Raw genomic sequence first — 12553 nt, 5'->3', positions numbered from 1 at the left:
GCTCTTCTCATTGGTCGTGGTCGGCTGTAATGGACACATGCCGTTCCGTGACCAGCCGGGTACTGAGAACCGTCGACGTGTGCCGGCTTCGAGACGGCGGTGGAGAGCTGCAGGCCAGCACCCGGACGGGCTGCGGGTGCAGCGTTCCGCGCGACCACCGGCGGCTCGGCTGGAGGTGGGGCCGATCGACGTCACGCCTGACCCGTGGCAGCGCCTGGTGGCCATCGGCAGCATCCTGTCGGTGTTGTTCGTGGCCGTCGGCCTGTACATCACCAACGAGGCCAACCGTGAGACCAGCGAGGCCAACCGCGAGCAGCACCGCCTCACCGCTCAGGGGCAGATCACCGACCGGTTCACCAAGGCGGTGGAGCAGCTCGGCCAGCCCGGCGCGGAGAAGGTGGACGTACGGCTGGGTGCGATCTACGCCTTGGAGCGCATCATGCGCGACTCCGCCGTGGACCAGCCTGCCGTGATCGACATCCTCGCCGCCTTCCTCCGGGTCCACGCCCCCGCGCCCGAGCGGATCACTGCTCCGACCTCGTCGATCCCCAGCCCACCGGTCGACATCCAGGCCGTCGTGACCGTGCTGGGCCGCCGCGACGTCACCCGCGACGGCATCATCGGAAACGAGACCCTGCCTATCCGCCGTCTCGACCTCTCCGACATCAACCTGGCCCGCGCGAATTTGGCGTACGCGAACCTGAACGGCGCGACCCTGTCCGGCACGGAGCTGGCCGGCGCGGCCCTGATCGAAGCGAGCCTGACCGGTACGAGCCTGAGCGACGCGAACCTGCACCGCGCGATTCTGCACAACACGAAGCTGGCCCGCGCGATCCTGACCGACGCGAACCTCACCGGCGCGGATCTGACGGCGCGGACCTGACCGACGCGATCCTGACCTGCGCCACGACCGACGACCGCACGCGGTTACCCGAGGGGGTGGCCCGGCCCGCGCCGTGTGACTGACGCCTGCGGGCATACCCCCGCTACCAGAAGGCTTCGGCATCAGCGCAGGTTCCGTCGACGGCACAACACGGGAAATCAGTGCTTTCGACAAGCGGAGACTTTTCGTCCCGGACCGGGGCGGTCAGCCCAGCAGGCGGTACTGGTACGGGCCGGTCGTGCCACAGACACTTGTCGCCCGGATCGAGTCGTACGTCCAGCCGAACGGGATCGCGCAGGCCCAGAGACCGTTGACCGGGGTCCGCAGCCGGTAGCGGTACGAGAGCGATCCGCAGGTGCCGGTGGGCTCCACCTGGTCCCAGGTGTAACCGCTCGGCACGGAGCAGGCCCAGGTCCCGTCGAGGCTGAGCACCCCGCGCGCGGAATTCCCATTCAGAACGGTTTCCTGCGGGACCGGATTAGCGTGGGCGGGAGTTGCCGCCGGGGCGATGAGCAGTGATACGGCACTCAGAGCGAGAACGGTGATGATTCGACGCAGCACGGCATCCCTTTCGATCACTGTGCACCCATCTTCGTAGCCCTGAAATCTTCCCAGATTCACTGTCGGCCGTCTATGTTTTGATATCGACGTCGGGAACCGCTGCTAGCGGATCGCGGCCTCCGCGCGGGCAGTGAGCTGGCGGGAGGCGAGGGCGCGACCGTGCCGTTGGGCGTGCTGCTCCGCGTTCGCCCTGATCTCTGTGGCCAGCTCGGTGAAGTTGTCCAGCGCAGGGTTGACGCCGACGAGGGTGAACTCGCGGGTCACCACCTCCAGATCGATCCGCCACACGTCTTCGAGGATCCGCCGCATCCACGCGGTCGCGTGGTCCCACCCTTCTTTCGGGGTGCCGGGCGAGTAGTTGCCGCCCTGGACGGTCACCAGCACCCCCGGCTTGCCGGAGGTCACCGGTGTGCGCTCGGGCGACATCCGCGCGTCGGCGACGACCAGGTCGACGTACGTCTTGAAGTGCTGCGAGACCCCGAAGTTGTACAGCGGCACCGCGAACAGGTACGCGTCGGCCACGGCAAGCTCGTCGACCAACGCGCCCGCGAGATCCAGCGCGCTCTGCTGGCCCGGCGTACGGTCCGGGCCGGGTGTGGCCGACGCGGCCAACGCCGCCGCCCAGGCCTCGCTGGGCAGCGGGGTGGTGCCGATCTCGCGGCGGACGGTCGTCGGGTCCGTGGCGGTGTCGAGCCACTGACCTTCGACGATGTCGGCGAGGGCGCGACTCGTGGAGCCCTCGGCGCGGATGGACGCGTCGACACGGAGCAGGGACATGATGCCTCCAGGATTGTTTCGATCGTGGTGGTGAGGGGTGCGGCGGCCAGCGGCGGAGCGCCGCGGTCCGGCCCTCAGCGCTGCGCGACGAGGTCGGCCGGGTCGCCGTCGGGGGCGATGAAGAAGTTGTCGCGGAACAGGCCGGTCGGGTCCCAGGTCGCCTTGAGCGCACGCAGGCGTCGCAGGTGCCCGGCCGGGAACGCCCGGGCGAGGACGTCGGGGCCGGTGTCGGTCTCGAAGCTGAGGTACAGGCCCTCGAAGCGGGGGACCAGGTCCGCCCAGCGCTGCTCGACATCGGCGGTGCCGCCGCCGAGCATCGCGATCAGGAAGTTCGCCTCCCGCCATCCGTACGCGGCGGAGTCGGCGGGCTGGTCGGCGACGGCCCCGCCGGCGGACCGGATGCTCAGGACGAACGACGACCGGGAGGCGAGCAGGTCCGCCAGGCCCCGCGCGACGTCCGGGGACAGGTGCCGGACGAGTCCGGCGTGGCCCCGGGGTTCGCCCCGTCCGTGCTGCTGTTCGCCCCCGGCGGGGAGGTCGAGGAGAGCCGCGTACGGCACCATCCGCACCGGCTGGTTCGCCATCGGCGCCAGCGCCGCGAAGGGTTGGAGGCGGTCGACGACGGTGTCCGGGTCGTCCTCGTCCACCACGATCAGCGCCTGCACCAGGGTCGGCGACCCGGGGCGGGACGGGCCGGTCATCAGCGTGCCGGTCACGGTCGGGTCCGCGTTCTCGATCGTCGTCCCCCAGGCGTGCAGGAACGCGGCGACGTCGTCGGGGACGTACACGAGCATCGCGAAGCCGACCCGCTCGGACACGGGGTGCGCCTCGAACTCGAAGGAGACGACGACGCCGAAGTTCGCCCCGGCTCCGCGTACGGCCCAGAGGAGGTCGCTGTTCTCCTCGGCGCTCGCGTGCACCAGCTCACCGTCGGCGGTGACCACGTCCACCGACCGCAGGTGGTCGATGGTGAGCCCCCGCTTGCGCGCGAACCAGCCGATCCCCGCCGTCGTGGCCAGCCCGCCGACCCCGACCCCGCCGTGGTCACCGGCGGTGATCGCCAGGTGGTGTGGAGCGAGGGCCTTGGCGACCTCACCCCAGCGGGCGCCGGGTCCCACCCGCACCCGGTTCCCGTCGCTGACGGTGATCTCGTTCAGCGCGTCCAGCGCGATGACGATCCCGTCGTCGTTCAGGGACCTGCCGGAGAGGCCGTGCCCGCCGCTGAGCAGCCCCAGCGGAACGCCCCGGTGCCGGGCGGCGAACCGCACCGCCTCCTGCACCTCCGCGACCGACTCGGGACGCACGACCACACCGGGCCGCGCCCCCCGGAAGTACCCGGAGGTGTAGCGGGGGTAGCCCCGGTCGCCGGGGAACAGCACCCGCCGGGTCAGGGCCTCGGGGATCGGGTCGCCCCGGAACGGGTGCAGGTGATCGGGCATGCACTCAGCATCCTGGGCACGCATCGTCGTTGACAAACACCACGTAACCTACTTACTTTTAGTAAGTGAGTACCCGTGGAACCGGCCCGACCCGCCCCCCGCTCCACATCGACGACGACGAGTGCCGACGTCTCGCCGGGGTCATGGAGATCGTCGGCAGACGCTGGGCCAGCGGCATCCTCCTCGCCCTCGGCCTGGGCGCGGAACGCTTCACCGAGATCGAACACCGGGTCCAGGGACTCTCCGGGCGCATGCTCACCGTCCGGCTCCGGGACCTCGAAAACGCGGGCCTCGTCGACCGCATCGTCGAACCCACGATGCCCGTCAGCGTCCGCTACCGCCTCACCGAACGCGGCGTCGAACTCCTCCGCGCCCTCCAGCCCATCGCACGCTACGCCCAACGCTGGGAGGACAAGGCCGCCGACGACGAGCCGACCACTCCCGGCCGCGTCTCCCGGTAGCTGCGCGCCGACTACCGGGGGCGCCACCGGGCGCGGTCCTCGTACCCGTCCACCAGCCGGACCGAGGCCGCCAGCTTCAGCACGTCGTCCCTGCCTCCCACCGCCTCGTGGGCCCGGCGACTTTCGATGCCCACCTCCACCACGCACGTGGCGCACCCGCCGGGGAGCTGCCCCACCCGGTAGAGCCCCGGGGCGCTCTTGCTCCGCCAGTCGATCGCGGTGGCGGCCCGGCCGGACACGGTGACGTCGTCGGTGGCGTTGTTCCTGCCGCTGGCCACGCTCTCGGTGCTGAGACCGACCACGATGTCGGGCCTTCCGCGCTCGTTCCACCCCAGCAGATACTGGGCGGAGGACCTCATCGGTCCCTTCTTGGCCCATTCCAGCCGGGCACCGCTGAGTTCCGCGTCGTCGGGCAGCCCCACCGCCTCGAACGGCAGAGCCAGTGGTGTCTTCTCCCAGCGGATGCCCTCGGTCACCCGCCGAAGGGTCTCCTCGTGCTGGTCGACGCCGTTCACCGTGATCCGCATCCACGCCTTCGGCGCGTACTCCCAGGACAGCACCCCACCCTCGTTCTGGAAGGCGGGACGACCGCGCACCGGCGCGACCTCGTCACCCGGGACCCTAAAGCCGGCCTCCTCGTCGTACTCCCGGTCGTAACGGTGCACGTCGACGTGGCGCGCGGCCATCAGGATCTCGATCCGCCAGTCGCGGTCGCTGGAGTAGGCGCTGTCCTCCTTCGTGGCCGGGGCGCCATCACGTGGTCCGCTCAACTGGATGATGTGCATGTCGGGCTCGGTCTCGTAGACGGCGTGCCGGAGGGAGCCGGGCAGAAACTCGAGGTGGAACAGTTGCTGGCCGGGGTCGAAGCGGCGGGGTGCCGAACGGGGTAGGCCTTCCGGGGTGGTCCCCGTCTCCGTTGCCCGCTCGACGAACCACACGGTCAGGCCCGCCACCATCGCCACCACGGTGATCACGGCCGCCACGATCAGGCTCCTGCGTTCGCCCTCCGGTAGCACCCTGGCACCGGAGGCAGGCGAGACCGCACCGGCTTCGCGCGCGTCACTCGCCACGGACTTCCTCCCGCTTCGGTGCGCCGTCCGGCGGCGCGACCCGGGGAGTCTACGACCCCGTCCCGCCCCGCCGTTGCCCCTGACTGTCCCCGAGACGCTGGGGCGACCGGCCCTCCCCCGGAGCTGGAAGAGCAGCGGCGGCCGGGCCGCGAGGGCCCGGCCGCCGCGTCAGACGACGGTCACCTGACGAGCGCGGTGGCCGCGTCCGCCCAGGTGGAGTCGTCCTTCACGTTCCTCAGCCTCAGGCCCTGCAGGATCCTGGTCATCTCGGCGTCGGAGAGACGTCCGCCACTCGCCACCTGGATGCTGGTCCTGCCGTCCGCGCTGCGGTGGGTGCAGAAGCCGTTGCCGCACTCGATCGTCGTGTCGCCGGTCGTCTGGTTCGAGTTCGCCGACGGCACCACGAAGATCTGGAAGCTGCCGGGGACGTCCTCGCCCTCGACGCCGCCGTACGGCTCGACCAGGCCGGTGGTGGCCGGCGCCGGGTTCGCGAAGATCGCGCCACCGTAGTCGCCGTTGCGGGCCGCCGCGATGCCGTTGAGCCCCGACATGGCGTGCGAGCCGATCTCGACGGGCTGGTAGCCGGCCGGCACGTAGTCGAGCGTGAACGGCAGCTTGGCCGGGGTCGCCGTGGCCGGCTTGAGGCCCGCGACGATCTCCTGGAGATCCGCGTCGGACGGGTCCTCCTCGGAGTTCGAGTTCGTCGACAGGACCGCCCACGCGTCCGAGTCGTACGACCAGGCGAGCGTCCGGCGGTTACCGCCGTGGGCCCCGCCGCTGACCTGGTACGCCTCCTTGCCGTCGACCGTCAGCGTGGTGGCCCCGGCCAGGCCGGCGGGGTCGAACGCGCCCGGCCGGTACAGCACCAGGTAGGCGTAGATCGTCGGCTCCGGCGTGTAGCCCACCCCGCCCTTCCCCCGCCGGTCGGTGGTCCGGGCCAGCTCCTCCGCCTCTTCCTCGGTGACCGACCTGTCGTTCGTGGTCCGGCCGTCCAGGTACACCGACGCGATCTGGTACGACGTCGACGCCACGACCGGCGCCGCCACCTTCCAGCGGCCGACCTCGAAGGCACCGAACGTGAACTGGAACGGGTCGGCCGGGTACTCCCACGTGGCCGTACCGGCGTGCTGGGTGAGGGCCGACGGCGCCGCCGCCTCGACGACCGTGCCCTGACCCGTACCCCCGAAGACCGACGGAAGGGTGACCGCCGCGCTCACCGCGACCACGGCGAGCGCCGCGCCCGCACCGGCGAAGCCGGCCCGCCGGCGACGCTGCGCCCTGCGGCCCTTACCGACGATCTCGTCGATCGTGTTCCGGTCCGGCGGCGCGTCCGACGTCGCCAGATCCACCACCTCATGCAACCGCACGGGACAACTCCTCGTTTTCCGCGACCCGCAGGTCGATCCTCTCGGTGGCCAGCACCTCACGAAGGCGGGAGAGCCCTCGCGACGTCTGGCTCTTGGCGGTGCCGACGGAGACCCCCAGGACCGCTGCGCTCTCCTCGAGGGTCATCCCGAGGTAGTAGCGGAGGATCAGGGCGGCCCGCTGCTTGCGGGGCACGGCACGCAGGGCGGCCTGGACCCGGATCCGCTCGTCGGTGGCGGCCGCCGGGTCGCGCAGGGCGACCTCCGGCATCTCGTCACCGGCAGAACGTTCCCGGCGCCACGGCCGGCGGACCTCGTCGACCGCGGCCCGGTACACCATCGTCTTGGCGTACAGGTCGGGACGGTCGAGCTTGCGCCAGCGCGGGTACAGCTTGGCTAGGGCGGTGGCCACGGCGTCCTCCGCCGTGTGCCAGTTACCGCAGGTCAGGTACGCCAGTTTGCGCAGCGGGCCCATGTGGGCCGCGACGAACTGACGGAACCCTTCCTCTTCCTCGGCATTCAAGATCGCCTGCCCCCTTCGACGGAGGTGGAACGGTGGCAGCCACGGAAAAGGTTGCATGTGACGGGCGCCACACCAGCCCCGGGGTAGGTGGACATGTTGGCCTGCGGCCGGCATCGACCAACCGGCACACTCGCCCGAGCGGCATCGGGACCCGGCGGATCGGCCGATGTGGAAGGTTAGGCGCATGACGAGGGAGGAGATCCCGCTCACCGGGGGAAACGTGACGGCGGGCGTGGTGCGGGTCGGAGACACCGTGCGGCGACGGGTCGGTCCCTGGACCCCGGCGGTCCATGCACTGCTCGAACACCTCTGGTCGGTCGGATTCCGGGGTGCGCCCCGACCGCTCGGGATCGACGGGAAGGGCCGGGAGGTGCTCACCTACGCGCGCGGTGAGGTGCCGTGGCCGTTGCACTTCGACCTCCTGGAGCCGCAGGACCAGCTCGCCAGGGTGGGCCGGCTGATCCGGGAGCTGCACGACGCGCTCTCGACCTTCACCCCACCGCTGGACGCACAGTGGAACGTGTTGATGCCGGCCGACCGCAACGACCTGATCGTCCACCACGACCTCGCGCCGTGGAACCTGGTGATCGGCGACCGCTGGGTCTTCATCGACTGGGACAACGCGGGGCCGGGATCACGGCTCTGGGATCTCTCCTACGCCGTCCACGGCTTCACCCCGATGTCGGCCCACCGCGACTGGCAGCGCGCAGACGCGGGGCCACGGCTGCGGGCCTTCGCCGACGCGTACGGGCTGACCGAGCAGCAGCGCCGCGACCTGGTGCCACTGCTGACCGTACGGACCCGGGCGATGCACGACTTCCTGCGGGACCAGGCCGCGCTCGCCGTGGAGCCCTGGGCGACCCACTGGCGGACCGGGCACGGCGACGCGTGGCGCTCGGACGCCGAGTACACCGAGCGCCACACGGACCGCTGGTTGACGGCACTGCTGAACTGAGTGCGCAGCCCCGGTTGACGTAGACCGGCGCACCGGCGCCGTACCCACGGTTGCCGTCCACGCCGCCGTAGGTGGTGCACGCGGGTTCGTACGCCTCGCAGTAGACCTGAACCGGCCCGTCGGCCGTCGTCTGACGCACTGCCCTTGTCGACGGTCAGGACAGCATTCGTCCTGTCACTATTACACGATCAAGCGCACGAAGATGCCGCTGCCCGGTCGGATCAGGCTGGCCCGGGACGCCTCTCAGGCAGACGGATATCGGTCAGGTGCGTGTCAGGCGCTTGGCGTGGTCGGCCTCTTCGGCGGTCACCTCGCTGGGTCCGCTGAACCGAAGCCGCCACCGGGTGACCGTCCCGTCCGGGCCTAGCAACTCCCCGCCGGACAGGGTTTCGTTGATGCGCTGGCGCACCAGGCCCTCGGCGTCCGGCTCGGCGGCGAACAGTGTCCGGAGTTGGACCAGGTCGCCGACCCGCTCGGTTTGGGTGTGGTGTGCCGCCAGCGGGCATGGCGGGTGGTGATCCCAGTGACCGCAGAGGGCGACGGTTATGGCCGCACCCGGCGCCCGGATGTCGGCATCCGGCTCCAGCACGAGGACCGCCTCGTGCGCGAACGCTTGGCGCATGGGGTCAGTTTACCGGTGCCCGCGTGCTGCGGCACTTGCCTCGGGCGAGGCAGAACGAGGATTAGCGTCCGCCACCGGCCGCTGGGTCTGCCCCAGCGATAGCCGTTCGGGCGCGGTCTGCGGTGCCCAGATCAAGAAGGTCAACGTCTCCGTCGGCGGCAGGGCGAGGCTGACCCGCATCGATAGCAGCAGCCACAACACCGCGTTCTTCGGCCAGGGTGACTCCGGCGGGCCGATCTTCTCCCCCGGCTCGGGGGCAAGGTACGCGCCGTGGGCATCATCTCCTCCGGCGATGCCGGCACGAGAAAAAACTGCGTGGGCGAAGGTGGCAGCCGCCAGTGCTGGTGCCGAACCTACGCGGCCGATGTGAAGCAGACGGGACCGCCCCCGGTCCGGTTGACCCATCGAGTACGAGCCGATCATGACGGCCCCACCGGCCAGTCAGGCCGCGTGGCTGAAACTGTCACCTACCGGTGCAGCAGACCCGGGGCACCCGCCGCCAGGCGGGTGCCCCGTCGCGAACAAGCGTGTCTAGTGACTACCGGAAGGTGACGTCACTCCTGTTGACCTTGCAGTTGGCGTCGTTCCAGCCCTCACCGAGGTAGCTGGGTTCGCTGCCCTTGGGCACACCCTTGTACTTGCCACAGATGGTGGCCGAGCCGATGACGACCACGCGGGTGATCGTCGCGGTGTCGTTCCAGTTGCTGTTGATTCCGGCGAGCATGTCGATGTCGTCGACGAGGACGTTGTCGATACGCACGTGGCGGGTGTGCGAGGTGGAGCAGTTGCCGCAGCCGCGGTACAGCTTGCCGGACCCCTTGAGGTAGAAGCCGGAGATGCTGACCGTGCCGTTGCCGTTGTGCTGGAAGGTCTTGTCGCTGCCGTTGCGCGCGCCGCCACCGATGACGTAGGAGGTACCGCCGTTGGTCTGCTTGAAGGTGGCGGCGTCCTCACCGATGTCGTTCCACCACACGTTGCGCAGCGTGCAGGTGCCCTCGCAGTGCACGCCGTCACCTGCGGGCGAACCGAGGATGACGTTCTGCAGCGTGCCACCGTTGGCGATCTTGAACATCGGGTCCTGCGACTCGCCCTGCCCACCGTCACCGATGCAGCAGTAGGTCTTCATCCCGCCGTCGAAGGTGCCGGAGACGCTGACCGTGCCCGAGATGCTCACCGAGCCGGCCGACGACGGCCACGCGCCAGTCGGCGTGCCGGGGTTGCCGGTCGGGCTGGCCGTCGGGCCGCTGGTGGGGCTGGAGGTCGGCCCGGTGGTCGGGGTCGACCCGCCGCTGGAGTACGTCTCGAACTCGGCGATCCGAGGAGTGCCGGACGCGCTGGTGATGACGAAGGAGATTTTCTTCAGCGACGTCGAGGAGAAGTTGATGGTGCTCGGGGCGCTACTGCCGCTGGCCAGGACGGAGCCCGTGTCGTGGTTCTTGAGCTGCCAGCCGGTGATCGAACCGCCGCCCGAGGCCTGCGCGATGACGGCCGAGGACACCGTGGTGGCGCTGCCCCACTTGACCGAGACCGTGCCGGTCGAGCCGCTCGGCGACCAGTAGGTGCTGGCGTTGCCGTCTATGACGTTGCCGTAGCTGGTACCACTGGCCTTGCTGGAGCCGTCGGCGCCGGCACCGAGGCTCAGGTTCGTGGCGGCCGAGGCGTTGGGAACCTGCAGCGCCAGTGCGACGACGGCACCTGCGACCACAGTGGCACCGCCGGCCAGCAACCGTGTGGCGACTTTGCGTTTCATCCGATGTCACCTTTCAGACATAGCAACGTGGTGGTGGAAAGCGCTTTCCGACAACGATAGGGAACGGTCGATGATGAGGCAAGGGTCACACCCGGTCTGTGTATCTATGCTGCGGGGAGTCCGATATAAGCCCGAGGGGCACCGCCTGGGCCAGGGACTCGGCTGGACGCGGGCGCGGACGACAGGCAAGGTGCTCGTGAGCCTTCCTGCGCGGCGAAGCCCGTCAACGGGGCCATGGCACGCGGGTGCCCGCCCAGCGGACACCGCCATCGGTGACGGCACCGCCGAGGGTGTCTCCATCTTCGTCACGGCATGGTCGATGGCGTCCGGGAACATGATCTTGAGCCCGTCGGCCGCCCGGATCAGATGCCGGCTGATGCCATGGGGTCGGTCCTGCCCGTTTGGGGACGGCGAGCAGGATGACCTGTACCCCGTGCACCTGGGCCTCCTCCACGGCCTCGGTGAGATCATCGTCGCCCGGAACGAGGACGAAGACGTCCGCAACTGCGTTGCGTGCGTGCGTCACCAGGTCGAGCCCAATGCGCAGGTCGACACCTTTCTGCTGGCCGTTCCACGCCGAACCGGCCGAGCCGCAGCTTGACGTTGGGCAGATCACCGATGAACTGCTGCGAGCCGTCGGGTACACCGTCTCTCGCAGAGTCGTGCCAGTGCACGCGCAACATCGGCAGCTCCGACAGCGCCTCGGCCTGCTGGACGAGCGCGTCGATCAGTGACTCGTAGTCCACCTGAATCCCGTACCGCAGCGACGTCTCCGTCACCCGGACCGCTGCGGCGCTGAGCGGGTCTGTCAAACGAACGGTGTAACCCGGGTTGTTGAGGGCTACTTGCGGCCTGCGGTCAGGCGTCCTTCGAAGGTCATCTCGAAGGCGTTCAGAGCGGGTTTCCAGCGCATGGTCCATCGCCGGCGGCCCTGCCCGGTCGGGTCGAGGCTCATCACGGCGAGGTACACGCACTTGAGGGCGGCGGCCTCGTGGGGGAAGTGGCCGCGGGCCCGGACCGCTCGGCGGATCCGGGCGTTGACGGACTCGATGGCGTTGGTGGAACAGATCACGGTACGGATCTCGGCGTCGAAGGCCAGGAACGGCACGAACTCCGCCCACGCCTGCTCCCACAACCTGATGATCGCCGGATACCTGCCACCCCACGCCTGTGCGAACTCGGCGAAGCGCTCCCGGGCGGCGGCCTCGGTCGCCGCCGTGTAGACCGGCTTCTACGCCTTCGCGATAGCGTCCCAGTGCTGCCGTCCGGCGTAGCGGAACGACGCCCGCAACAGATGGATCACGCAGGTCTGCACGACCGCCTCGGGCCAGGTCTGCCCGATCGCGTCCGGCAGACCCTTGAGCCCGTCACAGACCACCATGCACGCGTCTGCGACACCCCGGTTCTTCAACTCGGTGAGCACGCCGAGCCAGAACTTGGCGCCCTCACCACCATCACCGGCCCACAGCCCGAGGATGTCCCGGTTGCCATCGACCGTGACGGCCAGGGCCATGTAGATGGGCCGGTTGGCGACCTTCCCGTCGCGGATCTTCACGTGCACCGCGTCGAGGAAGATCACCGGGTAAACCGGGTCGAGGGGCCGGTTCTGCCACTCGGTCATGCCCTCGACGACCTTGTCGGTGATCGTGGAGATCGTCTGCCGGGACACGTCCGCGCCATACACCTGCGCGAGGTGGGCCTGGATCTCCCCCGTCGTCAGCCCCTTGGCCGACAAGGAGATCACCATGTCCTCCACCCCGGACAAGCGGCGCTGGCGCTTACGCACGATCTGCGGCTCGAAGCTGCCGTCACGGTCGCGGGGCACCTCGATCCGCACCGGGCCGACCTCGGTCAGCACGGTCTTGCCCCGCACCCCGTTGCGGGAGTTCCCACCGTTGTTCCCTGCTGGATCGCCCTTGTCATAGCCCAGGTGGTCGGTGATCTCACCGTCGAGAGCGGCTTCCAGAACCCGCTTGGTCAGCTGTTGCAGCAGCCCGCCCTCGCCGGTGAGCTGCAGACCCGCCGCGCGGGCCTGTTCCACCACCTGCGCGACGAGCTGATCGTCGACCCCGTCTCCCACCGGCCGCGCCGGTCCACGCTTCGCCACCTGGCCAGTATCGACCTCGGCGATCACGACATCCGTCATCA

13 protein-coding genes and 1 pseudogene are annotated in these 12553 nt (G+C 69.8%); 3 read left to right on the top strand and 11 right to left on the bottom strand.

From position 1 onward, the window contains the following. Positions 1 to 136: 136 nt before the first annotated feature. Positions 137 to 883: a pentapeptide repeat-containing protein gene (locus ACQUFX_RS27225; protein WP_428963068.1), complete on the top strand. Its 747-nt coding sequence runs from the start codon at positions 137 to 139 to the stop codon at positions 881 to 883. Between the two features lie 204 nt (positions 884 to 1087). On the opposite strand, the gene ACQUFX_RS27220 is transcribed toward ACQUFX_RS27225, so the two are convergent. The 3 genes from ACQUFX_RS27220 to ACQUFX_RS27210 form a co-directional block, all read right to left on the bottom strand. After that, positions 1088 to 1315 (bottom strand): hypothetical protein, encoded by a 228-nt coding sequence (locus ACQUFX_RS27220; RefSeq protein WP_428963067.1) that lies wholly within the window; start codon positions 1313 to 1315, stop codon positions 1088 to 1090. A 231-nt stretch (positions 1316 to 1546) separates the two neighbouring features. Then, entirely contained in the window at positions 1547 to 2221 is a 675-nt protein-coding gene (locus ACQUFX_RS27215; RefSeq protein ID WP_428963066.1) for an FMN-dependent NADH-azoreductase, read from the bottom strand. A gap of 74 nt (positions 2222 to 2295) precedes the next feature. Beyond that, on the bottom strand, positions 2296 to 3660 hold the full coding sequence (locus ACQUFX_RS27210; protein ID WP_428963065.1) for an FAD-binding oxidoreductase: 1365 nt from the start codon (positions 3658 to 3660) through the stop codon (positions 2296 to 2298). A gap of 65 nt (positions 3661 to 3725) precedes the next feature. Here ACQUFX_RS27210 and ACQUFX_RS27205 point away from each other — a divergent pair, with 65 nt between their 5' ends. After that, on the top strand, positions 3726 to 4121 hold the full coding sequence (locus ACQUFX_RS27205) for a winged helix-turn-helix transcriptional regulator (RefSeq protein WP_428963064.1): 396 nt from the start codon (positions 3726 to 3728) through the stop codon (positions 4119 to 4121). An 11-nt stretch (positions 4122 to 4132) separates the two neighbouring features. Here the strand turns inward: ACQUFX_RS27205 and ACQUFX_RS27200 are convergent, their stop codons facing one another. From ACQUFX_RS27200 to ACQUFX_RS27190, 3 genes are all read right to left on the bottom strand, one after another. Continuing rightward, positions 4133 to 5104 carry a hypothetical protein gene (locus ACQUFX_RS27200; RefSeq protein WP_428963063.1) on the bottom strand — a complete coding sequence of 324 codons (972 nt, stop codon included), beginning with the start codon at positions 5102 to 5104 and terminating at the stop codon, positions 4133 to 4135. Between the two features lie 266 nt (positions 5105 to 5370). After that, positions 5371 to 6558 (bottom strand): hypothetical protein, encoded by a 1188-nt coding sequence (locus tag ACQUFX_RS27195; protein WP_428963062.1) that lies wholly within the window; start codon positions 6556 to 6558, stop codon positions 5371 to 5373. Beyond that, positions 6545 to 7078, bottom strand: coding sequence for a SigE family RNA polymerase sigma factor (locus tag ACQUFX_RS27190; protein ID WP_428963061.1), 534 nt, complete (start codon positions 7076 to 7078; stop codon positions 6545 to 6547). Before ACQUFX_RS27190 ends, ACQUFX_RS27195 begins: the two co-directional genes overlap by 14 nt. A 184-nt stretch (positions 7079 to 7262) precedes the next feature. On the opposite strand from ACQUFX_RS27190, the gene ACQUFX_RS27185 reads away from it, so the two are divergent. Then, positions 7263 to 8033, top strand: a complete 771-nt coding sequence (locus tag ACQUFX_RS27185) for a phosphotransferase (RefSeq protein WP_428963060.1) — start codon at positions 7263 to 7265, stop codon at positions 8031 to 8033. 262 nt (positions 8034 to 8295) lie between these two features. On the opposite strand, the gene ACQUFX_RS27180 is transcribed toward ACQUFX_RS27185, so the two are convergent. The 5 genes and pseudogenes from ACQUFX_RS27180 to ACQUFX_RS27160 form a co-directional block, all read right to left on the bottom strand. Next, on the bottom strand, positions 8296 to 8655 hold the full coding sequence (locus ACQUFX_RS27180; protein ID WP_428963059.1) for a hypothetical protein: 360 nt from the start codon (positions 8653 to 8655) through the stop codon (positions 8296 to 8298). Between the two features lie 538 nt (positions 8656 to 9193). Next, the gene (locus ACQUFX_RS27175) at positions 9194 to 10405 is read right to left on the bottom strand and encodes a pectate lyase (protein ID WP_428963058.1); all 1212 of its coding nucleotides are present in this window, start codon (positions 10403 to 10405) and stop codon (positions 9194 to 9196) included. Positions 10406 to 10628: 223 nt separating this feature from the next. Next, positions 10629 to 10931, bottom strand: coding sequence for an NYN domain-containing protein (locus ACQUFX_RS27170; protein WP_428967099.1), 303 nt, complete (start codon positions 10929 to 10931; stop codon positions 10629 to 10631). Beyond that, complete coding sequence (locus ACQUFX_RS27165; protein ID WP_428967156.1) at positions 10873 to 11151, bottom strand: hypothetical protein; 279 nt, start codon at positions 11149 to 11151, stop codon at positions 10873 to 10875. Before ACQUFX_RS27165 ends, ACQUFX_RS27170 begins: the two co-directional genes overlap by 59 nt. Before the next feature lie 95 nt (positions 11152 to 11246). Then, positions 11247 to 12551: pseudogene (locus ACQUFX_RS27160) on the bottom strand (IS256 family transposase). Positions 12552 to 12553 lie beyond the last annotated feature (2 nt).

The organism is Micromonospora fluostatini (assembly GCF_050410825.1).
Lineage (GTDB): Bacteria > Actinomycetota > Actinomycetes > Mycobacteriales > Micromonosporaceae > Micromonospora > Micromonospora rosaria.
The sequence above is the reverse complement of the archived record's forward strand: the minus strand, read 5'-3'. Positions and strand labels throughout refer to the sequence as shown.

What these genes read in the sequence shown, in the direction of transcription:
- ACQUFX_RS27215 (WP_428963066.1), bottom strand. Translation starts at nt 2,221, where the DNA reads ATGTCCCTGCTCCGTGTCGACGCGTCCATCCGCGCCGAGGGCTCCACG.
- ACQUFX_RS27210 (WP_428963065.1), bottom strand. Translation starts at nt 3,660, where the DNA reads ATGCCCGATCACCTGCACCCGTTCCGGGGCGACCCGATCCCCGAGGCC.
- ACQUFX_RS27185 (WP_428963060.1), top strand. Translation starts at nt 7,263, where the DNA reads ATGACGAGGGAGGAGATCCCGCTCACCGGGGGAAACGTGACGGCGGGC.
- ACQUFX_RS27180 (WP_428963059.1), bottom strand. Translation starts at nt 8,655, where the DNA reads ATGCGCCAAGCGTTCGCGCACGAGGCGGTCCTCGTGCTGGAGCCGGAT.
- ACQUFX_RS27175 (WP_428963058.1), bottom strand. Translation starts at nt 10,405, where the DNA reads ATGAAACGCAAAGTCGCCACACGGTTGCTGGCCGGCGGTGCCACTGTG.